This window comes from Bradyrhizobium sp. 160, from assembly GCF_023073735.1.
In the GTDB taxonomy this organism is placed as follows: Bacteria; Pseudomonadota; Alphaproteobacteria; order Rhizobiales; family Xanthobacteraceae; genus Bradyrhizobium.
Genome location: NZ_JADPKD010000028.1, coordinates 175,267 through 200,545 on the forward strand (window position 1 = coordinate 175,267; position 25,279 = coordinate 200,545).

General features: G+C 64.5%; 25 protein-coding genes. 9 read left to right on the plus strand and 16 right to left on the minus strand.

Going from position 1 to position 25,279, the window contains the following annotated elements; translation table 11 throughout:
- Nucleotides 1-3: 3 nt before the first annotated feature.
- The 7 genes from IVA98_RS10450 to murJ form a co-directional block, all read right to left on the minus strand.
- Nucleotides 4-459, minus strand: a complete 456-nt coding sequence (locus tag IVA98_RS10450; RefSeq protein WP_247276470.1) for a Fur family transcriptional regulator — start codon at nt 457-459, stop codon at nt 4-6.
- A 37-nt stretch (nt 460-496) separates the two neighbouring features.
- Nucleotides 497-982 (minus strand): ribosomal protein S18-alanine N-acetyltransferase, encoded by a 486-nt coding sequence (gene rimI / locus IVA98_RS10455; RefSeq protein ID WP_247303829.1) that lies wholly within the window; start codon nt 980-982, stop codon nt 497-499.
- Nucleotides 979-1,674, minus strand: coding sequence for a tRNA (adenosine(37)-N6)-threonylcarbamoyltransferase complex dimerization subunit type 1 TsaB (gene tsaB / locus IVA98_RS10460; RefSeq protein WP_247303826.1), 696 nt, complete (start codon nt 1,672-1,674; stop codon nt 979-981). The genes rimI and tsaB overlap by 4 nt, the downstream gene beginning before the upstream one ends.
- A gap of 157 nt (nt 1,675-1,831) precedes the next feature.
- Nucleotides 1,832-2,401, minus strand: a complete 570-nt coding sequence (locus tag IVA98_RS10465; RefSeq protein ID WP_247303824.1) for a NifU family protein — start codon at nt 2,399-2,401, stop codon at nt 1,832-1,834.
- 176 nt (nt 2,402-2,577) lie between these two features.
- A complete protein-coding gene (locus IVA98_RS10470) occupies nt 2,578-3,051 on the minus strand; it encodes a universal stress protein (RefSeq protein ID WP_247354825.1) in 474 nt (157 codons plus the stop codon).
- 97 nt (nt 3,052-3,148) lie between these two features.
- On the minus strand, nt 3,149-4,201 hold the full coding sequence (gene trpS / locus IVA98_RS10475; RefSeq protein WP_247303820.1) for a tryptophan--tRNA ligase: 1,053 nt from the start codon (nt 4,199-4,201) through the stop codon (nt 3,149-3,151).
- 94 nt (nt 4,202-4,295) lie between these two features.
- Nucleotides 4,296-5,828: a murein biosynthesis integral membrane protein MurJ gene (gene murJ / locus IVA98_RS10480; protein ID WP_247303818.1), complete on the minus strand. Its 1,533-nt coding sequence runs from the start codon at nt 5,826-5,828 to the stop codon at nt 4,296-4,298.
- A 123-nt stretch (nt 5,829-5,951) separates the two neighbouring features.
- On the opposite strand from murJ, the gene IVA98_RS10485 reads away from it, so the two are divergent.
- On the plus strand, nt 5,952-6,953 hold the full coding sequence (locus tag IVA98_RS10485; protein ID WP_247334536.1) for an adenosine kinase: 1,002 nt from the start codon (nt 5,952-5,954) through the stop codon (nt 6,951-6,953).
- Between the two features lie 290 nt (nt 6,954-7,243).
- Here IVA98_RS10485 and IVA98_RS10490 read toward each other — a convergent pair whose 3' ends face one another.
- Nucleotides 7,244-8,440, minus strand: a complete 1,197-nt coding sequence (locus tag IVA98_RS10490) for a serine hydrolase domain-containing protein (RefSeq protein ID WP_247303814.1) — start codon at nt 8,438-8,440, stop codon at nt 7,244-7,246.
- 327 nt (nt 8,441-8,767) lie between these two features.
- Between IVA98_RS10490 and IVA98_RS10495 the strand changes: the two genes are divergently transcribed.
- Nucleotides 8,768-9,088, plus strand: a complete 321-nt coding sequence (locus IVA98_RS10495) for a hypothetical protein (RefSeq protein WP_247303812.1) — start codon at nt 8,768-8,770, stop codon at nt 9,086-9,088.
- A 164-nt stretch (nt 9,089-9,252) separates the two neighbouring features.
- Nucleotides 9,253-10,746 carry an NAD-dependent succinate-semialdehyde dehydrogenase gene (locus IVA98_RS10500; protein WP_247303810.1) on the plus strand — a complete coding sequence of 498 codons (1,494 nt, stop codon included), beginning with the start codon at nt 9,253-9,255 and terminating at the stop codon, nt 10,744-10,746.
- 161 nt (nt 10,747-10,907) lie between these two features.
- On the opposite strand, the gene IVA98_RS10505 is transcribed toward IVA98_RS10500, so the two are convergent.
- On the minus strand, nt 10,908-11,822 hold the full coding sequence (locus IVA98_RS10505) for a phosphoribosylaminoimidazolesuccinocarboxamide synthase (RefSeq protein ID WP_247334538.1): 915 nt from the start codon (nt 11,820-11,822) through the stop codon (nt 10,908-10,910).
- Nucleotides 11,823-11,885: 63 nt separating this feature from the next.
- Nucleotides 11,886-12,803, minus strand: a complete 918-nt coding sequence (locus IVA98_RS10510) for a pirin family protein (RefSeq protein WP_247303806.1) — start codon at nt 12,801-12,803, stop codon at nt 11,886-11,888.
- A 211-nt stretch (nt 12,804-13,014) separates the two neighbouring features.
- On the opposite strand from IVA98_RS10510, the gene IVA98_RS10515 reads away from it, so the two are divergent.
- Both IVA98_RS10515 and IVA98_RS10520 read left to right on the plus strand, forming a co-directional pair.
- Nucleotides 13,015-13,953 carry an AraC family transcriptional regulator gene (locus IVA98_RS10515; RefSeq protein WP_247354827.1) on the plus strand — a complete coding sequence of 313 codons (939 nt, stop codon included), beginning with the start codon at nt 13,015-13,017 and terminating at the stop codon, nt 13,951-13,953.
- A 206-nt stretch (nt 13,954-14,159) separates the two neighbouring features.
- Nucleotides 14,160-15,584, plus strand: a complete 1,425-nt coding sequence (locus IVA98_RS10520; protein WP_247334540.1) for a serine hydrolase domain-containing protein — start codon at nt 14,160-14,162, stop codon at nt 15,582-15,584.
- Between the two features lie 202 nt (nt 15,585-15,786).
- Here the strand turns inward: IVA98_RS10520 and IVA98_RS10525 are convergent, their stop codons facing one another.
- Complete coding sequence (locus IVA98_RS10525) at nt 15,787-17,157, minus strand: MmgE/PrpD family protein (protein WP_247303803.1); 1,371 nt, start codon at nt 17,155-17,157, stop codon at nt 15,787-15,789.
- 122 nt (nt 17,158-17,279) lie between these two features.
- Between IVA98_RS10525 and IVA98_RS10530 the strand changes: the two genes are divergently transcribed.
- Together IVA98_RS10530 and IVA98_RS10535 are read left to right on the plus strand one after the other, a co-directional pair.
- Entirely contained in the window at nt 17,280-18,395 is a 1,116-nt protein-coding gene (locus IVA98_RS10530) for an FUSC family protein (protein WP_247303801.1), read from the plus strand.
- A gap of 101 nt (nt 18,396-18,496) precedes the next feature.
- Nucleotides 18,497-18,895: a VOC family protein gene (locus IVA98_RS10535; protein WP_247303799.1), complete on the plus strand. Its 399-nt coding sequence runs from the start codon at nt 18,497-18,499 to the stop codon at nt 18,893-18,895.
- Between the two features lie 34 nt (nt 18,896-18,929).
- Here the strand turns inward: IVA98_RS10535 and IVA98_RS10540 are convergent, their stop codons facing one another.
- Nucleotides 18,930-19,871: a LysR family transcriptional regulator gene (locus tag IVA98_RS10540; RefSeq protein ID WP_247303797.1), complete on the minus strand. Its 942-nt coding sequence runs from the start codon at nt 19,869-19,871 to the stop codon at nt 18,930-18,932.
- 116 nt (nt 19,872-19,987) lie between these two features.
- On the opposite strand from IVA98_RS10540, the gene IVA98_RS10545 reads away from it, so the two are divergent.
- Nucleotides 19,988-20,977 (plus strand): Bug family tripartite tricarboxylate transporter substrate binding protein, encoded by a 990-nt coding sequence (locus IVA98_RS10545; RefSeq protein ID WP_247303794.1) that lies wholly within the window; start codon nt 19,988-19,990, stop codon nt 20,975-20,977.
- A gap of 5 nt (nt 20,978-20,982) precedes the next feature.
- Nucleotides 20,983-21,573, plus strand: coding sequence for a dioxygenase family protein (locus IVA98_RS10550; RefSeq protein WP_247303792.1), 591 nt, complete (start codon nt 20,983-20,985; stop codon nt 21,571-21,573).
- A 12-nt stretch (nt 21,574-21,585) separates the two neighbouring features.
- Here IVA98_RS10550 and IVA98_RS10555 read toward each other — a convergent pair whose 3' ends face one another.
- The 4 genes from IVA98_RS10555 to IVA98_RS36955 form a co-directional block, all read right to left on the minus strand.
- The gene (locus IVA98_RS10555) at nt 21,586-22,074 is read right to left on the minus strand and encodes a DUF2867 domain-containing protein (RefSeq protein ID WP_247303790.1); all 489 of its coding nucleotides are present in this window, start codon (nt 22,072-22,074) and stop codon (nt 21,586-21,588) included.
- On the minus strand, nt 22,071-23,462 hold the full coding sequence (locus IVA98_RS10560; RefSeq protein WP_247303787.1) for an MATE family efflux transporter: 1,392 nt from the start codon (nt 23,460-23,462) through the stop codon (nt 22,071-22,073). The genes IVA98_RS10555 and IVA98_RS10560 overlap by 4 nt, the downstream gene beginning before the upstream one ends.
- A gap of 207 nt (nt 23,463-23,669) precedes the next feature.
- Nucleotides 23,670-24,965, minus strand: coding sequence for a UDP-N-acetylglucosamine 1-carboxyvinyltransferase (murA, locus tag IVA98_RS10565; RefSeq protein ID WP_247354828.1), 1,296 nt, complete (start codon nt 24,963-24,965; stop codon nt 23,670-23,672).
- A gap of 119 nt (nt 24,966-25,084) precedes the next feature.
- Nucleotides 25,085-25,207 (minus strand): hypothetical protein, encoded by a 123-nt coding sequence (locus IVA98_RS36955; protein WP_256466489.1) that lies wholly within the window; start codon nt 25,205-25,207, stop codon nt 25,085-25,087.
- Nucleotides 25,208-25,279 lie beyond the last annotated feature (72 nt).

Below are 25,279 nucleotides of genomic sequence, written 5' to 3' on the forward strand. Positions count from 1 at the left end.
AAACTAAGACGTCGGCTTGTCGTCGTCGAGCGGGACGCAATAGAGCTCGAGCCGGTGATCGACCAGCTTGTAGCCGAGCTTGCGGGCGATCTCGGCCTGGAGCTTCTCGATCTCCTCCGAGGTGAACTCGATCACCTTGCCGTCGCGCAGGTTGATCAGGTGGTCGTGATGGCTGTCGCGCATCGTCTCATAGCGCGCGCGGCCTTCGCGGAAATCGTGGCGTTCTATGATGCCCGCATCCTCGAACAGCTTCACCGTTCGGTAGACCGTTGAGATCGAGATCTTGTCGTCGACGGCGACGCAGCGCCGGTACAGTTCCTCGACGTCAGGATGATCGACCGATTCCGCGAGCACGCGGGCGATGACGCGGCGCTGCTCGGTCATGCGCATGCCGGTGGCGGCGCACCGTGCCTCGATGCCGGACGCCTTGGATGCGGAAGAAGTTTTCAGTGCGGTCATGATTGTCTGCCTGACGGGGCGCTTTCTGCCATCAATGTTACGCCAAGTCACGTCGCATCAGAAGGGCGTTCAGCTGTTCCCCGGTCGGCTGCTTATAGTAGCGTTCGCGGCGTCCGACCACCGTGAATCCGGCCCGATCGTAGAGTCGACGCGCCGCTTGGTTATTTTCCTCGACTTCGAGAAATATTGTGCGCACGCCGCGTCCCGCGAGATGGCCGAGATGGGTCATCAGCAGCGTGCGGGAGAGACCGCGGCCGCGATGGGCCTGATCGAGCGCGATCGAGAGGATTTCCGCTTCGTCCGCGCCGATCCGCGACACCGCAAAGCCGATCGTCTTGCGGCCGAGGCGCAAGCGATGCACCAGCGTGTTGCGCTCGCTGATCATGCTCTCAAACTCGCCTTCGCCCCAGCCGCGTGCGAAACAGGCGCCGTGAAGCTGCGCCAGCCGTGCGGCATCGCGCGCGGACGCGGGCTCAACGGCGGCGGTGCCGCCGCGCCACCATTGCGAAAACCATCTCATCATGAGGTTGCGGCTTTTGCTGCGAGCTGTGGCTGCGCGGCCGGCTTGGCATCGGGTGCGCGCAGATAGAACGGCCGCGCTGGGGTCGCGTCGGGATTGGCCGCGGCGCCAAGCCAGGCGACCCAGGCGATATCAGGCGCAGCCTGTGCGTCGACCGCGACGGGTTGCGGTGCATCCTTCGGCCAGCGCTCGGCGAGAATGTTTGCGGCATTGCCGACCAGATGCGGCGCGCCGAATTGCGAGGCCGCGATCGCCTCATCGATGCCGGCGACCCTCGGTCGCACCAGCTGGCTGCCGTCGCCGGCGACGATCTGGAAATAGACGTGGGCGTGCCGCGCGTCGATCGCGGAGATCACGGGCGCCGATCTGTTCTGGCCGACGACGGCGGCGGCATAGGCCGACAAGGTGGTCAGGCCGATGGCCGGCCGCTTCGCCGCCAGCGCAAAGCCGCGCGCCGCCGAAATACCGACGCGCAGGCCGGTGAAGCTGCCGGGACCGACCGTGACCGCGATGCGGTCGAGCGCGGTGAAGCTGAGCTCTGCCGATTTCATCACCCGCGCGATCAGCGGCATCAGCGCTTCGGCATGCCCGCGCTTCATCGGCACCGATTCCTGCGCGCGAAGCTCGGCCGTTTCGGTGTCGAGCACCGCGGCCGCGCAGGCGTCGAGCGCAGTATCGATGGCGAGGATCAGCATAACGCGATCATAGCATTGGCAATTGGATGATGCCTAAAGTTCTGGCGGCCATGGCCGGGCTTGACCTGGCCATCCACGACTTTGCGGCCCCAAAAACGTGGATGCCCGGGACAAGCCCGGGCATGACGGAGCGAAATCGGTGCGCAGACCGTGCAACTCACATCGGCCGGACTTCGACGACGTCGGGCACGAAATGCTTCAAGAGGTTCTGGATACCGTGCTGGAGCGTTGCGGTCGACGACGGGCAGCCCGAGCAGGCGCCCTTCATGTTGAGATAGACGATGCCGTCCTTAAAGCCGCGGAAGGTGATGTCGCCGCCGTCATTGGCGACCGCCGGCCGCACCCGGGTCTCGATCAGGTCCTTGATCATATCGACCGTCTCGGCATCGGCCTCGTCGAAGAACTCGTCCTCGTCCTCGATCTCGGCATCGCTTTGCGCTGTGCCGTCGGCGAGCAGCGGCGCGCCGGACATATAGTGCTCCATGATGGCGCCGAGGATCGCGGGCTTGAGCTGCTGCCACTCACCGCTCGCCTTGGTCACCGTGATGAAGTCCGATCCGTAGAACACGCCGGTGATGCCGGGCACGTCGAACAGCTTTTCGGCGAGGGGCGAGCGGCTTGCGGCTTCGCGGCTCGAAAATTCCATTGGGCTGCCGTCGACCACGACGCGGCCGGGAATGAACTTCAGCGTGGCGGGATTGGGGGTGGCTTCGGTTTGAATGAACATGGTTCTCTCCAGACGTCGCCGGTTCAAGGCCGGCGCGTGCTCTCTTCCCTAGCAGATGGCGATGGCGAACGCACGATCAAGGGGAGAAGAGACATTAGTCAATGAAAATCAGAGGCTTGGGCCATTTACCCTGCCCTGGAGGGGGAGGCACCGCGCTACGATAGCGAATCCACGCTCTAGTCACTCAGCGCGCCGGAGATGATCGTCACCGGAACGGGAAACGTTCCAAGCGCATGCGCAAGCAGCGAGACCAATGGCCCCGGTCCCTCCGCACCAGGACTTGCGGCCAGCACCAGCATGGCGATGTCGGGGTCCTCGTCGATCACTGCGAGCAGCTGTTCCATCGCGGCGCCTTCCCGGATCACCCGTTCCGGCGTGATCGCGGCGATCCCGTTGGCGCGGCCGGCGGCGCGGTCGAGCGCGGCTTCCGCCGCTTCATGCGCCTCGGCGCGCATGATGTCGGCGACACCCAGCCATTCCTGGCTCTGCTGGTCGGGCTCGATGATGCGAAGCATCACCACGCCGCCGCCGCCGCGGATCGCCCAGCGGCTGGCGTAATAAACCGCCCGATCCCATTCGGCGGTGTCATCGACGATGACGAGGCATTTGGGCTTGTGACCCGGCTCGAAGCAAAGTCGCTTGCTGGTCATGCATGTCCCGCGTGTGCACGGCTGGCATGCTGCCACACTCCCGCAATGTTTGGGAGAGGGGAGTGGCCGGCGCTATGACGCCGGCCAGACGCGTTGATCAGCGCCGGCGGATGAAGCCGACGATGTCTTTCGAAAGCTTCATCGTTTCGTCGGCGATGGCGCGGGCCCGGTCCGAGCCTTCGTTCAGGATTGCGTCGATATGGCCGGGGTCGGCCACGAGGCGCTTCATCTCGCCCGCGATCGGCGCGAGCTTGGTGACGCACAGCTCGGCCAGCGCGTTCTTGAAGCTGGAGAATTGGCCGCCGCCGAAATCGCGCAGCACGTCGGCCTTGGAGCGGCCGGAGAGCGCGGCGAAGATGCCGACGAGATTGTCGGCTTCGGGGCGTGCCTCCAGGCCCTTCTCCTCGGTCGGCAGCGGCTCCGGATCGGTCTTCGCCTTGCGGATCTTCTGCGCGATGGTGTCGGCATCGTCGGTCAAATTGATGCGCGAATTGTCCGACGCATCGGACTTCGACATCTTCTTGGTGCCGTCGCGCAGGCTCATCACGCGCGTTGCCGGACCCGTGATCAGGGGTTCCGGCAGCGGGAAAAACAGGCCGTCATTGCCGCCCTGGCTGCGGATCGAGTCGCCGAAATCGTTGTTGAACTTCTGCGCGATGTCGCGCGACAGCTCGAGATGCTGCTTCTGGTCCTCGCCGACGGGCACGTGGGTGGCGCGGTAGAGCAGGATGTCGGCCGCCATCAGCACGGGATAATCGAACAGCCCGACCGAGGCGTTCTCGCGGTCCTTGCCGGCCTTCTCCTTGAACTGGGTCATGCGGCCGAGCCAGCCCATGCGCGCGACGCAATTGAAGATCCAGGCGAGCTCGGCGTGTCCCGAGACCTGGCTCTGGTTGAACACGATGTGCTTCTTGGGATCGATGCCGGCAGCGATGAACGCCGCGGTGACCTCGCGGGTGTTGCGCGTGAGCTCGGCCGGCCCGCCCCAGACGTCGACCCCTTGCGTGATCGCGTGCATGTCGACGACGCAATAGATGCAGTTGTGGGTCTCCTGCATCTTCACGAAGTTGACGATCGCGCCGAGGTAATTGCCGAGATGCAGATTGCCCGTCGGCTGGACGCCCGAAAAGACCCGTTCAACGAATGGCATGGTTAGTTTTCCTGGCAAGCCTTCCTGAAGCTATTCGGCCGTCGTTTCCAACAGCGGCGCAGCCCCGTCAAGGGCAATTCGAGGGGCTCGCGATTTAGGTCGGTCGTTTCAACGCGTTCACCGCCTCGCGCCAGGAGGCTGCGCCGAGAATTTGCAGGAGCAGGCCGTAGACGACGATCCCGGCCGCGATCTGCACACCCAGCGCGACGAATTTGATGAAGCCATAGGTCTCGGCAGGTACGAGACCCATGGTCAGCCAGAGCAGGGCGCCCATCGCCGAGGCGGCCAGCACGATCCGCGGCAATCGCGTGCGGGCGCTCGCGTCGACCGAGAAGCCGAACTCGCTCGTGCCTTTCCGGAGCAGCGAGAGCGCGCTGCTCCAGGCACCGGCCGCGATACTCGCCGCGATCCCACTCGCGCCGAAGATATGACCGAGCAGGAGCGCGAGCACGACCGTCACCACGACGCCTTTGGCGGTTGCGCGCAGCGGCGTCATCGTGTCGCTGCGGGCATAGAAGGCCGGTGACAGCGCCTTGATCAGCACATGCGCCGGCAGGCCCAGCGCCAGCCACACCAGTGCGTGCGCGGTGGCCGCGCTGTCATCGGCGCTGAAGGCACCGTGCTCGAACAATAGCCGTACGATCGGGTCAGCCAGCACGATCAGACCGAGCGTGGCCGGCACGGCGAGGCCAGTCGCCAGCTCCAGCGCACGCGATTCCGCGTGCGCCACCGCGACGCGGTCGCCGCTACCGACCGCGCGGGTCAGTTCCGGCACCAGCACCGTACCCATGGCGACGCCGACGATGCCAAGCGGTAGCTCGATCAGGCGGTTGGCGAAATAGAGCCAGGATACGGCCGACGGTGTTGCGGAGGCGATGATCGCACTCGCGACGATCAGCCATTGCGGGCCCGAGCTTGCGATCATGCCGGGGATAGCCTTGGCGAAGAAGGCCCGCATCTCCTTGTCAAAACTCACGCGCAGTGGCGTCGCAAGGCGCGCGCTTCGCTGCGATAGCAGCATCAGCAATTGCAGCAGACCGGCAATACCGACGGTGGCGGCGAGCATCCACGCCGCGAGGGCCGCATCGGCGTGCCACAGCAGCAGCGCCGCGATCGCGGCGATCAGCGCGATGTTGAACAGCAGCGGCGAGAACGCCGTCAGCGCAAAGCGCCCTTGCGCGTTGAGCAGTCCCATCAGCACGGTCACGGGTCCGGCGAAGGCGAGATAAGGCAGCATCAGCCGCGCGTTCTGCACAGCGAGATCGAGCGTGCCGCTTCCGAGAAATCCCGGCGCGATCACTGTGATGATCAGCGGCATCAACACTGCAATGCCGATCGAGATCGCAACCAGGGCCGCGCAGACCGTGCCGAGCACCCGTCCCGCGAATGCCGCCGCAGCCGTCTCGTCATCGCGGTCGCGGACCCGCAACCAGGCCGGGACCAACGCCGCATTCAGCGCCCCCTCGCTGAGCAGCCGGCGCACCACGTTGACGAGCTGAAACGCCGCCAGGAACGCGTCCGCCACGGCGCCGGTGCCGAGCAGCGCCGCAATCAGGGAATCGCGGGCAAAGCCCAGCAGCCGCGAGGCCAGCGTTCCCGTCGAGACGGTCAGGAAGGAGCGGATCATCGGGCGCAATATTACCGTTGCTTGCCCGCGAAGGGCTGGTCGTGATAGGCCGCGAGCCGGATTTCGGGCCGACAGGAAGCGGATTTCCCCGGTAATCGCAATCGGGCAACAGGATCAAGGTGAATGGCTGACGTGAAATATGACGTTCTCGGCATCGGCAACGCGCTGTTCGACGTGCTGGTCAGGACCGACGAGGCCTTTTTGGCCAAGCATGGCATGACCAAGGGCAGCATGTCCCTGATCGACGAGGCACGGGCGGCCGCCATCTACAAGGACATGGGCCCGGCGACGGAAGTCTCGGGCGGCTCGGCCGCTAACACCATCGTCGGCATCGGCAGTCTCGGCGCACGCGCCGCTTATGTCGGCAAGGTTAAGGACGACCAGATCGGCAAGCTCTATGTCCACGACATCCGTGCCGCCGGCGTCGCGTTCAACACGCCAGCCGCAACGGACGGCCCCGCCACCGGCTGCTCCTACATTCTGGTCACCGGCGACGGCGAGCGCACCATGAACACCTATCTCGGCGCGGCGCAGGACCTGTCGCCCGCCGATATCGATCCGGCCGATGTCGCTGGCGCTGGCATCGTCTACCTCGAAGGCTATCTCTGGGACCCCAAGAACGCCAAGGACGCCTTCGTCAAGGCGGCCAAGATCGCCCATGACGCCAAGCGCAAGGTGGCGCTGACGCTGTCGGATTCCTTCTGCGTCGATCGCTATCGCGACGAGTTCCTGTCCTTGATGCGCAACGGCACCGTCGACATCGTGTTCGCCAACGAGGCCGAGCTGCATTCGCTCTACACGACCTCCGACTTCGATACCGCGCTGAAGCAGCTGCGCAACGACGTCAATCTCGGCGTCGTCACCCGCAGCGAGAAGGGCTGCATGGTGGTGTCAGCGGAAGATTCCGTTGCCGCGCCGGCATTCCCGGTCGAGAAGGTGGTCGACACCACCGGCGCCGGCGACCTCTTCGCCGCCGGTTTCCTCTATGGCCTGGCGCGCAACCTGCCCTACAAGCAGTGCGGCCAGCTCGGCGCGCTCGCGGCCGCCGAAGTGATCCAGCACATCGGCGCCCGCCCGCAGGTATCGCTGAAGGAGCTGGCCGGCCAGCGCGGGCTGACGGACTAGCTTTTACCCTCCCCTGGGGGAGGTCGATCGCGCGCAGCGCGAGCGGGGTGGGGTGACGGTCTTTCAGCACGTTCGGTGCTGCGTTCTGGCCCGCGTGCATTCGCGGCTGTTACGTTGGCCTTCTATATGAGATCTTCGCCGCGGCCTCACCCCACCTCGGTTCGCATGCAGCTTTGCTACATGCGAACCTATCCTCCCCCTCCAGGGGAGTATGGGAGGAGGTTCACGTCTCTGCCGCCGTCTCACTTCGACACGGCCGATCCGCCGCGAATGGCGAGAGCATCAGCTCCTCACGCCGCCTTCTGCCCGCTACCAGCAGCATCGAGCCCGGCGTAAACCCCGCGCTCGAAGCCCGCGAACGCCTCCAAACACTTCGCGTCGGCGAACGGCAACAGCTGCATCAGGATCACGCCGGTGACGTCGCGCGAAGGGTCGATCCAGTAATAGGTGTTGGCGAGGCCCGCCCAGGCCAGGCTACCTGCGCTGCGCCCTTCAGCGGTCTTGGCGGTGTTGATCATGAAGCTGAGACCCCACTTCTTGATTTGCTCAGGGTAGAGATCGACGTCATTGGTGTACATCGGCGCCGCCGTGGTCATCTTGCCCATGGCAAGATCGCCGATGTGGTTCTGTCCCATCGTCGCGACCGTCTCCGCCTTCAGCACCTGGTTGCCGTTGCCGCGGCCCTTGTTGAGAATCATCTGGGTGAATTTGATATAATCGCCGGCGGTCGAATAGAGGCCGCCGCCACCCATGTGGAATTCCGGCTCCTGTTCGAGCTCGAATGGGATCGATGCGAGCTGGCCGTCCTCGCCGCGCGCATGCATGCCGACCAGGCGCTTGCGCATGCTATCGGTGATCTTGAAAGCGGTGTCGCTCATGCCGAGCGGCGCGAACATATTATCGCGCAAATAGGCATCGAGCCGCTTGCCGCTGACGGCCTCCACCGCCTTGCCGACGAAATCGATATTGGTGCCGTATTCCCAGCGCGTGCCGGGATCGGTCATGATCGGCGTCTTCAGCGCCGCGTTCTGGCAGGTGGTAATGGCGGGAATGCCGGTCTTGTCCAGATAGACGGCGAGATCGCCGTTCCACATGTTGTAGCAGAAGCCGGCGGTGTGGGTCATGAGCTGGCGCAGCGTGATCGGCCCCTTGGCCGGCCGCAACTTCGGCTCGCCCTTGGCGTCGAAACCTTCGAGCACTTGCGGCTCGGCAAGATCGGGCAGCACTTCACCGATCGGCGCATCCAGCGACAGCTTGCCCTGTTCGACGAGTTGCATCGCGCCGGCGGTCGTCACCGCCTTCGTCATCGATGCGATCCAGAACACGCTGTCCGCAGTCATCGCATCGGGCTTCGACAGGTCGCGCTTGCCGAACGCACCCTGATACAGCACGTCGTTGCCGCTGGCGGCGATGGCGACGACGCCGGGAATCTCCTTGGCGTCGCTCTTCTGACGCAGAACTTCGTCGATCTGGGCTTGGCTTTGCATGCGGGTTTCCTCCGGTTTGATTATTGTTGGAAGTGATCGATTGTCCTCCCGGAGGTCGCGTGCAGCAAGCATCTCGGCTGCCGCGGCGGTCGCGATGTCGTGACTTGACGGCCCGCGACCAGCGCAGCACGAGAGCGGCTGAACGGTGACGCAATCTGCGGTGGACGACCGCACCTCGCGCTCACCTTGGATGGCTTGAGGCAATATGTTTCGTGAGTTTTCGAACGCTTGAAACATTTCGTGAGCTGTCGCGTTCAGAACCCGGCCCGATCGATGGACCGATTAAGACTTGATGCAAATGTTGCCGACCGGCGAGGGGGACCTCAGATGATTTCGACCTGGAGTGAATGGAAGCGCTATCCCCGTCCCGGGCGGGGCGAGAATCTGGAGGCGCCTATTTCGCCAGGGATCTACGAAGTCCGCATCGCCGGTACCGGCGCGCTGTATTCCTTCGGCGCGGTCGACAACCTGGCGCAAGCGCTCGCACTGCTGCCGGTCGGTTCAAAATCCTGGTTCGGTCGCCGCGACACCTCTCATGTCCCCGAGCTTGAATACCGCACCTGTGCGACATCCTCGAAGGCGGACGCCAAGGCAGCAGCCGAGCGCATGATCGGCCGCCGCGAGACTTACCTGAGCGGCGCGGCCTAGCTAGTGCGGTGATCGCGATGCCTTACCTCTCCCCGCTGGAGAGAGGTAAGGGACCTGCGGCTCTCAGTTTAACTCCCAGCAGATGTGCGTTGCGGGGCGGTGCATTGCGCGCCGTCTGCCCCTATATTCCGGGCCAATCCGATCGCGCCCTGAGGAGTAACGCCATGACCCCGACCGCCGCCGCCCGCGCCCCGCAAGCCTCGTCCAATCTGCGCGACCGGTTGAAGGACCCGTCGCTGCTGAAGGAAGCCTGCTACATCGATGGCGTCTGGGTCGGCTCGCCGGTTTTCGCCGTCAACAATCCCGCCACCGGCGTCGAGCTTGCAAAAGTCCCGCAACTTGGCGCGGACGATACCACCAAGGCGGTCGAAGCCGCCGAGCGCGCGTTCCCGGCCTGGGCCAAGCTCACCGCCAAGCAGCGCTCCAACATCTTGCGCAAATGGTTCGAGCTGATCGTCGCCAACCGGGAGGACCTTGCGCTGATCCTCACCTCCGAGCAGGGCAAGCCGCTCGCCGAGGCGCTCGGCGAGGTCGACATCGGCGGCGCCTATGTCGAGTTCTTCGCGGAGGAAGCTCGCCGCGTCTATGGCGAGACCATTCCGACGCAGCGGAGCGATGCGCGGCTGCTCGCGATCAAGCAGCCGATCGGCGTCTGCGGCGCGATCACGCCGTGGAATTTCCCGAACTCGATGATTACGCGAAAGGTCTCGCCGGCGCTCGCAGCCGGCTGCACCGTGGTGCTGAAGCCCGCGAACGAAACGCCGCTGTCGGCGCTGGCGCTCGCGGCGCTTGCCGAGAAGGCTGGTGTGCCCAAAGGCGTGTTCAACATCATCACGGGCGACGCGCCGCCGATCGGCAAGGTGCTGTGCGAGCATCCGGCGGTGCGCTTCGTCGGTTTCACCGGCTCGACCGCCGTCGGCAAGATTCTCTACCAGCAGGCCTCCGTCGGCGTGAAGCGGCTCGGCCTCGAGCTGGGCGGCAACGCGCCGTTCGTGGTGTTCGACGATGCCGACATCGACGCCGCAGTCGAAGGCGCCATCGTGTCGAAATACCGCAACATGGGCCAGACCTGCGTCTGCGCCAACCGACTCTATGCCCAGGACGGGATCTACGACGAGTTCGTGCAGAAACTGTCGAAGAAGGTCGCGGCGATGAAGATCGGCGACGGGACCGAGAGCGGCGTCACGCAGGGTCCGCTGATCAACATGAAGGCGGTCGACAAGGTCGAGCGTCACATCGCCGACGCCGTCAAGCGCGGCGCCAAGGTCGTCACCGGCGGCAAGCGCAGCGATCTCGGACGCTCGTTCTTCGAGCCGACGGTGCTTGCCGACGTCAAGCCGGACTCGCTGGTGTCGCAGGAGGAAACCTTCGGTCCGCTCGCGCCCGTCATCCGCTTCAAGGACGAAGCGGATGTCATCGCGATGTGCAACGCCTCGCCGTTCGGCCTCGCCTCTTACTTTTACTCCCGCGATCTCGGCCGCGTCTGGCGCGTCGCCGAAGCGCTGGAATCAGGCATGGTCGGCGTCAACACCGGCCTCATCACCACGGAAGTCGCACCCTTCGGCGGCGTCAAGGAGAGCGGCCTCGGGCGCGAAGGCTCACATCACGGCATGGACGAATATGTCGAGATCAAATACGTGATGATGGCGGGGGTGTAGGCCGCCGCCGGTGTTGTCTTGAATATGAAGCAGGCGAGCGCCACGCCAGAGAGGCAGCCTCGCCCCTCAAAGTCGTTGCGAAATCGCTCCGCGGAGGCAGTCTGGATTTGCTTCGTCGCAAGAGCTCCTCGCAATGGCGGAGCGAGGTGCAAGAGCAGAGGCTAAATCTTCAGCTCTTTCCCAGTCACGCGGCGATACGCCTCAAGATAGCGCTTGCTGGTCGCCTCCACCACGCTCGCCGGCAGCGGGGGCGGGGGGGCGTCGCCGTTCCAGCGGCCGGCGCGGCGCTCAACGTCGAGATAGTCGCGCAAGGGTTGCTTGTCGAAGCTCGCCTGCGGCTGGCCGGGCTTGTAGGTATCGACCGCCCAGAAGCGCGAGGAATCCGGCGTCATGACTTCGTCGATCAGGATGATGCGGCCGTCCTTGTCGCGGCCGAACTCGAACTTGGTGTCGGCGATGATGATGCCCTGCTCGCGGGCCAGCTCCTCGCCAAGCGTGTAGATCGCGCGCGTCATGCTCTCCAGCGTGTAGGCAACCTCGTCGCCGACCACGGCGCGCATCTTCGCGATGGTGATGTTCTCGTCATGGCCGCTCTCGGCCTTGGTTGCCGGGCTGAAGATGGCAGGCTCCAGCTTCTCGCTCTCGACGAGCCCTGCCTTCAGCTTCTCGCCGGCCAGCGTGCCGCTCGTGGCATATTCCTTCCACGCCGAGCCCGAGAGATAACCGCGGATCACGCATTCGATCGGGAACACGGTGGTGCGCTTGCACAGCATGGCGCGACCGAGAATCTCGGCGCGGTGGGGCATCAAGGCCGGCACGGCCGAGATGATCGCGTCGGTGTCGGCGCTGATCATGTGATGCGGCACCACGCCTTCCAATTCGTTGAACCAGAACGCGCTGATTTGAGTCAGCACCGCGCCCTTCATCGGGATGGTCTCGGCCATCACAACGTCGAAGGCGCTGATGCGGTCGGTCGTGACGAGCAGCAGACGGTCGTCGTCGACGGCGTAGATGTCGCGCACCTTGCCGCGTCCGATCTTGGAGAGCGGCAGGTCGCTGGAGAGCATGTTGGTCATCGGCACAGCCTTCGCACAAGGAATCCGGCCGCGGCTGACAGCGCGGCCGAAAACCGGGATAGCCTATTCCGGCAGCGGAATGAACTCATGTTCCTGCGGAACTGCGGCGAAGCGGCCGGTTTTCCAGTCCTGCTTGGCCTGCTCGATCCGCTCCTTGCTGGAGGAGACGAAATTCCACCAGATGTGGCGCGGGCCCTCCAGTGCATCGCCGCCGAGAAACATCATCCGCGTGGCCTTCAGTGCCTTCACCGTGATGCGGTCGCCGGGGCGGAAGATCAAGAGCCGCGGCCCCTCGTAGCGCTCGTTCGCGATCTCGATCTCGCCGTCCACCACGTAGATCGCGCGTTCCTCGTGATCGGGATCGAGCGGCACGCTCGCGCCCGCTACCGCCGTGACCTCGGTGTAGAACCAGGGCGACACCATCGTAACAGGCGAGGCGATGCCGAACGAGGAGCCCGCGATCACCCGCGCGGTGAAGTCGCGCTCGGACACCATCGGCAGGTCGCCGGCGGCATAGTGCTGAAATGACGGCGCGATCTCTTCAGATCCGGCCGGCAGTGCGATCCAGCTTTGCAGGCCGAGCATCTTCTGACCCGCGGCGCGCTGCGCGTCGGGCGTGCGCTCGGAATGGGCGATGCCGCGCCCTGCGGTCATGAGGTTCATCGCGCCGGGCGCGATCTCCTGGACATTGCCTTCGCTGTCGCGATGCATGATCGCGCCGTCGAACAGATAGGTGACGGTGGCAAGCCCGATGTGCGGATGCGGCCGCACGTCCATGCCCTTGCCGGAGACGAACTGCACCGGGCCAAAATGATCGAAGAAGATGAAGGGCCCGACCATCTGCCGCTTGCCATGCGGCAATGCGCGCCGCACCACGAATCCGTCGCCGAGATCGCGCGTGCGCGGCACGATGACGAGATCGAGCGCATCGCAGGACATGGGATCGCCGAGCACGGGATCATTGGAGGGTTGCCAGCTCATGGATGGACTCCTTTTTGTCTTTATTCGGCGCGATCGTAGCACGATTTCGCATCGCCGTCGCGTCAGAGCCTGCTGCCATGCCCCGCGAAGGCGGGGCATCCAGTGCGCTGCAGCCTTTCGGTTGAATCGCAACCGTCTCGGAGTACTGGATCGGCCGGTCCCGTCTCCGCAACGCTGCGCCGGGCCCACAGCAATGCTCGGCCGGCGAAGCTTGAGCGAAGACGGCAAGCCGGACGAGCTGGAGCGCGAGAAGAACGTCATCGTGCAGGCCTGGCATCTGCCGCTGATCGCATTGTCGACGGGCAACATCGTGGTGTTTTGGCTGTTCACGCGCGCGCTGTTCGACGACGAGTTTCGCCTGCGCTGGTGGCACGGATTGATCTGGGGACTGGTGACCGCGTTCAGCCTCGTCAACTGTCTCTGGATCGCGCGGAGCGGAAACGTCCGGCCTGCTGTGACCATCGTCAATCTGATCGTGCTCGGTTTCATTGCGCTCGCGGTGGTGCAGACGATCAAGTCGTGGTCGGCCGATCTGGTCGAGCGTCGTCGCCGCGTTCGCGTCTTCATCGTCTGCGCGGCCGCGCTCTGTGGCGGGGTGAACGCGCTGCTCCAGATTGGCGTGGCCGGCACCGAGATTGGCGATATCGCCAAGATGATCAATGCGGGCGTGCTCGCCTGCATCGTTGCGGCCATCGCCTGTGCGATGATGCGCGTCGATGGCGCCGACCTGTTTCCGATTGCCGCTGAAACAGCGCGGCCTATTGTTTTGAGCCAACCCCCAGCGGCAGAGGACGCCGCCGACCAGAAGCTCACCGACGCCCTGATGCGGCTAATGGCGGACGAGCGGATCTATCGCCAGGAGAACATCACTATCGGCGCGCTGGCGAACCGGCTGAAGATTCCCGAATACCGGCTGCGCCGGCTGATCAACCAGCGGCTCGGCTACCGCAACTTCAATGTGTTCCTGAATAATCACCGGATCGAGGGTGCCAAGGCCGCGCTCGCCGATCCCGCCCAGGCCGAGGTCCCCGTCATCACCATCGCCATGGATGCCGGCTTCCAGTCACTCGGTCCCTTCAACCGCGCCTTCAAGGCGGTGACCGGCATGACCCCGACGGAATATCGGCGGCTCAAGGCCAGCCCGGCGTGATGGGCTCTTCGCTTCTCCCCGCAAGCAGCGCGAGGGGACTGAGCGCCGTTGCCGCGGCATTCCCTATAGTTCTGAAATAGCTCACTTATTTCAAAATCGGCCAGGCCATGCGCAATTCCGGCGAGGCCGTTTTCCAAATCCGGCGAGCAGTCCTCCCACGCCTCCTGCTTCGTCTCCGGCACACGCCCCAAAGCCGGAGACAGCCCGTGACCCGTCGCCGCAAGATCGTCCTCCTCACCGCCATCGCCTGTGCCGGCCTCGCGCTCGGTGTCGCGCGCGCCGGCGACGTGCCGAAGGTTGCCACCGGCTTTGTCGCCGGCATCCTGTGTTCGGAGACCTTCGTCTCCGGTCTCGATCCGCGGCGCACCTTCACCGAAACCAACGATGCGATGCCCGGGACCGGCCTGATCAGCTGGGCGATGGACTACCGGATCGATCGCGTGCGCAAGGACGTTACGGTGACACTGTTTGGCCTCGGCCGCAGCCATGCCGTCTATCGCGAGCGGCTCGGCTGCACGCTCGCGCATGGCGAGCCGCTTGCCGAAGTCATACCGCCGCCGGACGACAGGCAGCCCGCGCTGCTTTCAGAGATCGCCGGCCCCGCGATCGTGCCGCCGCAAAGTCCCGAGCTTGCTGCCGCGCTCGACCGCGCCTTTGCCGAGCCGGTGCAGCCGCCCTATCGCCGCACCCGCGCAGTCGTCGTGGTGAAGGCGGGCCGCGTCATCGCCGAGCGTTACGCCGACGGTATCGGACCGGAGACGCCGCTGCTCGGCTTCTCCATGACCAAATCGGTGATATCGGCGCTCACGGGCGTACTGGTGCGCCAGGGCAAGCTGAAGCTCGACGTGCCTGCGCCGGTCGTCGCCTGGAACGATCCGGATGATCCGCGCCATGCCATCAGCGTCGATCAATTGCTGCGCCACACCGCAGGGCTCGCGCTCGGCAGTTCGTTGCAGACCTCGCTCGGCTCCGCGTTCGAGCCGGTCAACCGCATGAAGTTCGTCGAAGCCGACATGGCGGCCTATGCCGCCAGCATGCCGCTGGCAACCACGCCGGGCGCGGCGTGGAATTATCACGACGGCAACACCATCATGCTCTCGCATCTGATCCGCAATGCGGCCGGTGGAACTCCCGCAGATGCACTGCGCTTCGCGCGCCGCGAATTGTTCGCCCCGCTCGGCATGCGCCATGTCACGCTCCAGCTCGACGGTGCCGGCACGATCGAGGGCTCGAGCGAGATGCTGGCATCGGCGCGGGATTGGGCGCACTTCGGCCAGCTCTATCTCAATGACGGCATCGCCGGCGGCAAGCGCATCCTGCCCGAGGGCTGGGTGAGCTATTCGTCCTCGCCCACGCCGAAGGCCTGGGTCGGCATCGGCGCCGGCTTCTGGACCAACCTGGGCGACAGTTTTGGCGCGAAGTTTCGCATCGCGCGCGGCTGGCCGCGCGATGCCTTCTTCGCCAAGGGTACGATGGGACAGTACACCATCGTGATCCCCTCGGAGCGGCTGGTGATCGTGCGGCTGGGACGTTCGCCGAACTGGCCGCCTGAAGCGGACGGCGTGTTCGATCTCGTGCGCGACGTCGTGGAAGCAACGCGCGAGAAGGGGAAGGTAACCGGGATGAATTGATGAAAGCAGAGCGAAGTGCCGCCTTTTCTTCCTTCTCCCCTTGTGGGAGAAGGTGGCGCGAAGCGCCGGATGAGGGGTCTGCATCGGCGAGTTCAACTGCTGAAGAGTTTGCGGAAGCAGACCCCTCACCCGTCTCGCCGCTATCGCGGCGAGCCACCCTCTCCCGTAAGGGAAGTAGGGTGCAGCGTTCGTGTGCGAGAGCTTACGACCTTCCCAGCTCCGTGGCCTTCGCCACGCGGTCGAACCGCTCCAGCGTCATGATCGCATCCGCAAACTTCTGCGCCCGCGCGTTCAGCACGGGCCGCGCCAGCGTCAAAAACTTCTGCTGCATCGCCTGCGTGTCCGGAAACGAATTCGGTTCGCCCGACGGGTCGGCATAGAGCCGCTCATGCACGCCATCGTCCGTCGTGATGCTGACGCGGGCGCCGAACGGATGGGTGCGGCCGATTTCGAGCCGGTCGTCCTGCACGACGTCGAACTTGTCGGCGAGCGCGTCGATGGCGGCATCGCCCAGGCGGCTGTAATCGTCCCAACCAAATGAGCCCTGGTCCAGCGCGAGCGCGCCGGTGAAGAACATCGAGAACTGACCGCCGACGATCGAGGTCGGATGCCGCTTGGTTGCGGCATCGCCGGTCAGCGTGATGCCGTTGCGATGCAGGCCGATCTCGACGCGCTTGACCTGGTCCGGCGTCAGATTGTGCTCGCGCCGCATCGCGATCAGCGCGTCGATCGCGGCATGGGTGTAGCGGCAGCTCGGATAGGGTTTGACGCCGATCTTCATGGTCTCGTAGCTCTTGCCGAGCGCGGCGACCGCCTTGTCCGGATGCGCGTCGTCAGTGTAGCCGGCGAGCAGGCCGTGCTTGCCCTCGACCGATTCCGTCGCGCCGACGAAATCGTTGCGCGCCAGTGTCGCGGCGATAACCCCGTTCATTGCGGCAGCGCCGACCTGGTAGCGCTTGTTCCAGGCGCCGTTGACCAGGAATTGCAGCGATCCGGCGGCCTGGCTGCCGGAGACGCCGAAGGCGGCGATGATCTGTTGCTCGGAGAGGCCGAACAGTTTTGCGGCGGCCGCGGCCGCACCATAGGTGCCGGCGGTCGCAGTCGGATGAAAGCCGCGCGCATAATGCGAGGTCGGATCGAGCGCATTGCCGAGCCGGCAGCAGACCTCATAGCCCGCGACGATCGCCGTCAGCACGTCGCGGCCCGACGCGCCAACCATCTCGCCGACCGCGAAGGCGGCCGGCACCACCGGAGCGCTCGGATGCAGCGAGGAATCGGCGTGGGTGTCGTCGAAATCGAGCGAATGTCCTAACGCGCCGTTGAGCAGGGCCGCCACCGCCGGCGTCCAGGTCTTGCTGTCGCCGAATACGGTGGCCTCGCCCTTGGTGTCGAGCGCGAGGGCTTCTAGCGTCTTCAGCATCGACGGGGTCGATTCCGCCTCGCTGCGGGCGCGGATGGCGCTGCCGAGGAAGTCCAGCGTCAGCACTTTGGCGCGATCCAGCACCTCCGCCGGAATATCCTGGTATTTCAGATTGAAGATATAGGCGGCGAGCGTTGCGGTTTCGTGGGCCATCGTGTTTCCTCGTTTTGGCCGGCAAGTTAGGCGGGCTGATTTCGCCTTTCAAGCGGCCATGCGGGGGCGGGCATCAGCCATGCTTTTGCCTGGCTCAAGAGGATTGGACCGGGACGTTGACGATGACACGCGCAAGAGAGCTGTTCGACCGGATCCGGTCACGACGGACGCAATTGGGGCTGGCGATCCGGGTCACCGTGGCGGCGGTCGCGGCCTATGCCATCGCCACCGCGCTGCATCTGCTCTTGCCGCTCTGGGCAGTGCTAACCTCACTGATCGTGACGCAGATGAGCGTCGGCCGCTCGCTGAAGGCGACGCGCGACTACATGCTCGGTACCATCGGCGGCGCCATCTATGGCGGCGCCATCGCGATCCTGATCCCGTACTCCAGCGAAGCGGGCCTGTTGGGGCTTCTGGTGCTCTCGGTCGCCCCGCTCGCCTTCATCGCCGCGATCAATCCGAGCCTCAGCGCCGCGACGGTCACGGCCGTGATCGTGCTTCTGGTTCCGACCATGCATCACTCCGATCCCATGACCTCGGCGATCGATCGCGTCAGCGAGGTCGCGGTCGGCGCCATCACGGGGCTGCTCGTTTCGTTCCTGGTGCTGCCGTCGCGCGCGGTGCGGCAGATCCGCGCCAGCGCAGCAAAACTGCTCGAGCTGATCGCCGATGCCTTTACCGAGCTGCTCGCGGGCCTCACGCGCGGGCGCGACAACGATGCCCTGCACCGGATCCAGGACGGCATCGGCGCTGCCATGGTCAGCCTCAACGCCATTGGCGCCGAAGCCGAGCGCGAGCGCGCCGCGCGTCTGTCGAGCGGGCCGGACACCGGTCCCTTGCTGCGAACCATCCTGCGGTTACGGCATGACGTCGTGATGATCGGCCGCGCCACCGTGGTGCCGCTGCCGGCCGAAGTGCAGATGCGGCTCGCCGCCCCGCTGATGGAGGTCTCGACGGTGATCGCGCGTTTCCTGCGCTCGGCCGCCGCCGCCTTGCGCGAGGGCGCCGGTGCGCCGCCGATCCATCCCGTCCACGTCGCGCTCCAGCACTACGCGGAGGCCGTCGCCGCCGTTCGCCACGACGGCCTGATCCGCGGCCAGCCCAGCGATACCGCCGAGCGCTTCTTCGCGCTCGGGTTCTCGCTGGAGCAGATGCACCAGAACCTTTGCGATCTCGACCGCGTTGTCGGCGAATGGTCGGAGGCTGCGGCCGACAAGCCGGCGCGGTTGGCGGAATGAGTTAGGGTATGTCCTCGTAGCGTGGGCCTCCGGCAGCAAAAGCGAATACGTTCAGCTACGAACCATGCTTGCAGGACAGGAAGAAAAAGGAAGGAGAGAGCATGTTAGGGAACGCAAAGGTAGCAACCCGGCTTCCGGCCAAAGACCTAAACCGCGCGCGGGCGTTCTACTCCGAGAAACTCGGGCTCGAGCCGGTTGAAGAGCGTGTGGGCGGGCTGCGCTATGTCTGCGCGGGAGGCGAGTTTGCGATATTCATCTCAGCCGGAATGCAATCCGGCACACACACACAGATGGGCTGGGAAGTCGAGAACATCGAGGCAACGGTACGCGAGCTTCGCACGCGCGGGGTCGAATTCGAGGAGTACGATCTGCCCGGCCTGAAGACGGTTGATGGGATCGCGGAGATTGCCGGGAATTATCCCAGCAAAGGAATAGGAGAGCGGGGTGCGTGGTTTCGCGACAGCGAAGGTAACCTCCTGGGTATCGGTCAGCCGACGTGAACTCGACGGACGATTGCATCGCATAACGACGCGCTCAAGTCTTTCCAACAAGCGACGTCGTGACATCTCGTGCGCAGCGTACAAATGCGCTGACGGCCGGGCTGAGCGTCCGGCCTTTCAAGACCACGATTTCCGCCGAAATTCGCGGCCCCGTGTCTTTCATCGGCAAAATTCTCAGGGCAGCTCGATGTGCACTTAGTGCCGCGACGGATTTCGGAAGAATTCCAACAAAGTCACCGCTGGCGATTAGCGACACCGTCAGCTGAATGGCTATCGTCATCACCAGCGGCTTCGGCGGTGCAAGCCCATTCGCCTGAAAGACCGCTGCGACGAGCGCGCCCGGCGCGCTGTCATAGGAGGGCAGAACCCAATTCGATGTCATGATGTCCTTGAGGGTCGTCCGCCGGTTTTGCGCGAATCCGCTGTTTGCGCCCACGACAAAGACAAAAGGCTCTTCGAAAAGAGCCTCGGAATGGAAGCCTTCCCGCACTCCTGTCGCCCTCGTAATCAGCAGATCTATCCTACGCTCGCGCAACTGTTGGATCTGATGCTCTCCGGGATTTGCGAGGTTCACCTCCAATTGCACGCCGGGATATTGCTTCGAAAATCTCCGGACGATCGGCGGCACCAGGCTGTTCAGGATGATGTCGGTGCACCCCAATCTGACCTGGCCGATAGTCGGATCGGATAGATATTCCAGGGAACGGAGACCCTGCTGCATCTCATCGAATATATTGATGCCGCATCGAAGCAGAACTTCGCCATGCGGTGTCAGCTCGGTCCCTTGCGATCCGCGGTCCAGCAATCGGACGCCGAGGGTACCTTCGAGATCCGATACCGTCTTTGAGATCGCCGGGTGCGAGATCCCGAGTTTGGCCGCTGCTTTTGCCATGCTGCCGCTGTCGGCGATCGCCATCAAGATGCGGAGGTCACGCAATTTGATCAGGCTGGCGACGCGGTCGGGCCGGTGGTGCATGCGAGGCAAGGCCTTAACCGAGAGGTTACAGGGATGTCGTGAGATTTAGCCTACCAGATAAGGGGCTCATCGACCAGAGTGGGCGGGTACACGACACGAGGTCGACGGAGGTCCCGATGACGACGCGACGGACGGCCATATCGCTGGCCTGCGGTAGTGCTCTTGCTTCGGTGTTTGCGGGCTTACCGTTTTCAGCGCGGGCGCAAACCAGCCACAATGTGGCACGTTTGCTGGTCGGATTTGGCGCGGGCGGCGCCATCGACGTGATCGCGCGTATGCTTGCCGGCGGAATGAAGGATTATCCAGCTTCATTCATCGTCGACAATCGCAACGGCGCGGGCGGTCGTGTCGCGCTTGGCGCTCTCAAGACCGGTCCGGCCGACGGCACGTCGATGATCCTGACACCGGCGTCCGCCATCACAGTATTTCCCCATGTCTACAAGAAGCTCTCCTACGACGCCTTCAAGGACTTCGCTCCGGTCAGTACGGTTTGCTCATTTCCCTTCTTGATCACCGCAGGACCATTGGTGCCCTCCGACGTGAGGTCGCTTGCGGATTTCGTCCGGTGGTGCAGGACCAATCCGAATTTGGCGACTTATGGCACGGCTGCAGCGGGTTCGATGCTGCATTTTACCGGCGTGAGCCTGGCCAAGGCAGGCGATTTTCAATTTGTGCATCTGCCTTATGCCGGACCAGCCGGTATTCAGGACCTCATAGGAGGCCGCATTGCCGCGACGATCTATCCTATCGGTACGGCGTTGCCGCACGTGCAATCCGGCGCTATTCGGGCGCTAGCCACAACGGGGCTTCAGCGATCACCCCTGCTTCCCGATCTGCCGACGGTTCGGGAAGCCGGATATCCTGGTCTGGAAGCGACCGAATGGTTCGGCGTATTTGTCCCGGCGAGCACTCCGCCCGAGACCGTGAGCCGCCTCAACGGCGCTATCCGCATGGCAGTCAATACTGAGGCGTTTCGGACGGGCCTGGCTAAACTCGCCGTCGATGCGATGGCCCTCACGCCGGAGGATTTTGCGCAGCTGATCAGGTTGGATTTCGAGCGCTGGGGACCCATTGTCCAGACTTCCGGGTTTTCACCGGAGGATTGAAGCTCATGACCACGCCGCCGGACTTGCCCGCCAATCGCATCGCGAGGCACCGAACGCCGGACCAGATATTAGGTCCATACTTCCCGCTTGGACGCCGTCATGTCGAACGCTGCGACCTGACCGCAATCGAAGGAGCGAACGGGATCGCGCAAGGGGAAATCATCGAAGTGGCCGGCCGCATCCTCAATCGCGAGGGTGAGCCTGTCTCCGGCGCGAGCGTGACGATCTGGCAAGCCAACACCTTTGGCCGCTATACCCATCCTGACGACACCAACCCAGCCCCGCTGGATCCGAATTTCGTCGGCAATGCCGACGTTCGGTCGGGCGCGGATGGAAGCTATCGCATCAAGACAGTGAAACCGGGTGCCTATCCCGCAGGTCCGGACTGGAAGCGTCCGCCGCACATTCATTTTGAAGTTCACGGGCAATTTGAACGGCTCATCACTCAAATGTATTTCCCCGACGAGCTCTTGAACGCGAGTGACCGGCTGCTCAATGCCGCACTCCGTCCTGATCTGCTGATCGCGTCCGTTTCTTCGCAGGATCAAAGTCGTCATCGCGTGTTCAGGTTCGATATCGTGCTTTCGCGAGGGTAAACCCTTATCCCCTCATCGAGCCGGCTCCACGATGCATCCCATCATGCTGCGCGCCACGAGCTTGTGGAATGGCTTGATGAGGGTGAGATAGGTCCGGCCGAATCGATTGTGCGTCTGCACCAGTGTGGTCAATGTTACGTGCCGGCTTGCGGCATCGCCGCTGACGTCGACGACGATGCGGAAGTTCAAGTGAGAATCGTCAAAGCCCGCGATCAGCCGCTCCGGTGTTTCGCTCCGCACTGGAAACAGGCCGATCATCCCGCCCGGCGCCGGAGCGCCTTCGCCCGATGTTTTCAGCCCGAACGGCGTCACCAGGATGTTGCGCAGGCGAATCAGCACACCGATCCAGCGCGGCCCGTGCAGCACCATCCGGATGCAGGCCTCACGGGCATTCACGGTCGCAGCGCCGATCTCGACGCGAAACGCGTCGACGAACTGCGCGCCTGACAGCAGCGTGCCGGCATCGACATTGGGGGTGACTTCGCGGACTGTCCCGATCATCCCGCCAATCTGCGCGTCAGCGTGCGGAAGCGCAAGATCAGGAGACCGGCATAGACGAAGGTCCCGACCGAGAACCCGATCCAGACGCCGACTGCGCCAAGGGCGGCGTTGAAAGCCAGCAGCCAGGCGATCGGGAAGGCGACGCACCAATAGCCGATCACCGCGAACAGCAGCGTCATCCGGGTGTCGTTGATGCCGCGCAGCGCGCCGCCCATGATGGTCTGGAGGCCGTCGGCGATGAAGAAGGTCGCGCCGACCACCAGCAGTGTCGCCGTCAGCTCGACGGTTGCCGCGCTTGTCTCGCTGCTGCCGAAGAACAGCCGTCCGAGCTGGTAGCGGCCGAGGATGATGGCGACCGTCAGCGCGGAGATCAGGACGATTCCGAGCACGGCCGCGACCAGCCCTGCGCGGTTCACCGCGAGCGGGTCGTGGCGACCGAAGGCGTGGCCGACCCGCACGGTGGCGGCCATGCCGATGCCGAGCGGCACCATGAACAGCACGGCGGTGACCTGGAGCGCGATCTGATGCGCGGCGAGCGCGGTGGTCGAGATCAGTCCCATCAGCAGCGCCGCCGAGGAGAACAGGCCGTATTCCATCAGCAGCGCGAACGAGATCGGCGCGCCGATCGCGATGAGCTGGCGCATCAAGGGCCAGTCGATCCGCCACAGTCGGGCGAGCGGGTGATAGTCTGCGAACGGTTTTCGCCATGCGGCAATGGCGAGCGCGGCGAGGAAGGTGCCGAGATTGACCAGCGTGGTCGCAAGCCCCGCGCCGAACAGCCCGAGCTTTGGCAGGCCGAACAGACCGTGGATCAGGACGTAGACCAGCGCGGCATTGGCGGGAATCGCGGCGAGCGTGATCCACAGCGGCGCCTGCGGCCGGTTCACCGCGCTCATCATGCTGCGCAGCGCGATGAAGCCGAGCGCCGGCGCAATGCCCCAGGCCAATCCGTTGAGGTAGCGCTGCGCCAGCGCGGCCGAATCCGGCGCTTGCCCGAGCGCGAGCAGGATGTGCTCGCCATAAAGCGGCGAGGCCATCATCGGCAGCGAGATCAGCAGCGCGACCCACAGCCCAACGCGCAAGGAGCGGCGTATCAGCCTGACGTCGCCGGCGCCAAACGCCTGCGCGGCGAGCGGCGACACCGCCGACATCAATCCGAGCCCGAAGGTGAAGCTGACGAAATAGACCGTATGCGCCAGCGCCGCCGCGGCCACCGCGTCCTCGCCGAGCCGGCCGATCATCGCCAGATCGGTCGTGATCATCGCGATCTGCCCGAGCTGGGTCAGCATCAGCGGAACAGCCAACCGCAACGTCTCGGCGAATTCCACGGCGAGATGATTTGACGGCACGCCGGCTTGCGGCTGCGAATGATGGACGGTGTCGAGCATGGCCGTCCTTAGCACAGCCACACGTCGAAAACATGGCCTGCGTTTTTCCCCTCTCCACTTGTGGGAGAGGGTGGCTCGCCGCGATAGCGGCAAGACGGGTGAGGGGTCTCTCTCCGCGAATTCAAATCAGAGTTTAGTTCACCGATAGAACCCCTCATCCGGCGCTTCGCGCCACCTTCTCCCACAAGGGGAGAAGGGAAGAAAAAATCACCCCTTCCTCTCCGGCACGCGCTTGATCTTGGCGCCGAGCGCGTTCAGGCGTTCCTCGATGCGCTCGTAGCCGCGCTCGATCTGGTCGGCGTTGTTGATGGTGGAGGTGCCCTCTGCGCAGACGGCCGCGAGCAGCATGGCCATGCCGGCGCGGATGTCGGGCGAGATCATCGATGCGCCGCGCAGACGGCTAGGACCGGCGATGATGGCGCGGTGCGGATCGCACAGAACGATGCGCGCGCCCATCGCGATCAGCTTGTCGACGAAGAACATCCGCGATTCGAACATCTTCTCGAACATCAGGATCACGCCCTCGCATTGCGTGGCGGTGACGATCGCGATCGACATTAGATCGGCCGGGAAGGCCGGCCAGGGCTGGTCCTCCAGCTTGGGCACGTGGCCGCCGAAATCGTCCTGGATCTTCAGCGTCTGGTTCGAGGGCACGATGAGGTCGTCGCCCTCGACGCGGCAGAGGATGCCGAGCCGCTCAAACCCCATGCGGATCGAGCGCAGATGCTCGACGCCGGCACGGGTGATGCGTAAGGATGAACGCGTCACCGCCGCAAGCCCGATGAGCGAGCCGACCTCGATATGGTCGGGCTGGATCCTGTAGGTCGCACCGCCCAGCGTGGCCTGACCGTGCACGATCATGGTATTGGTGCCAATGCCCTCGATCTTCGCGCCGAGCGCGACCAGGAAGTTGGCGAGGTCCTGCACATGCGGCTCGGACGCGGCATTACGCAAATAGGTGACGCCGTCGGCGGAGACCGCCGCGACCAGCGCGTTCTCGGTCGCGGTGACGCTCGGCTCATCCAAAAATACGTCCGCACCGGCGAGCTTTGGCGCGCGGAATTCGAGCCGGTCGGTTGCGGTCACCTTGGCACCGAGCTGTTGCAGCGCCAGCACATGGGTGTCGAGCCGGCGCCGGCCGATGACGTCGCCGCCGGGCGGCGGCAGCATCACTTCGCCGCAGCGGGCGAGCAGAGGACCTGCGAGCAGGATCGAGGCGCGGATGCGCACGCACAGCTCCGGGTCGAGATCGGCGGCACGGATGCTCTTGGCGTGGATGTGCAGCGTATTCCGCTCGGTCCACTCCGCCGCGGCACCGACCGAGCGGACCAGCTCGACCAGTGTCTCGGTGTCGCGGATCCGCGGCACGTTCTGAAGCGTCACCGGTTGCTCGGTGAGCAGCGCGGCCGCGATGATCGGCAGCGCCGAGTTCTTGTTCCCGGACGGCTCGATCGAGCCCGAGAGCCGGTGACCGCCCTCGACGATGTATTGGATGCGCGCCAAATGGGGTCTCGCTGTCTTGTTGGTGGGGGGCGGTTTTCGAGCCGGAAACTACAGAGAATTGAGTGCGGGAGCAATTGCGCTTGCTGCCGCTGACGTCCGTCCGTCAGCCCCCGAAAGGCTCAAAGCAGGCCGATGATATTGCCGACCAGATAGAGAATTGCGATCAGGATCAGCGCACCGATCATGACGAAGGAGATCTCGATCGCAATGGCGCCGGTGCCGAGAATGGCCGCACCGGCCAACGGTTCATGCCACTTCGTCGCGATGGCAGGTGGGCAGGTTCACCTTTCCGCCGGGGAGAGGTGTGCCCGCAC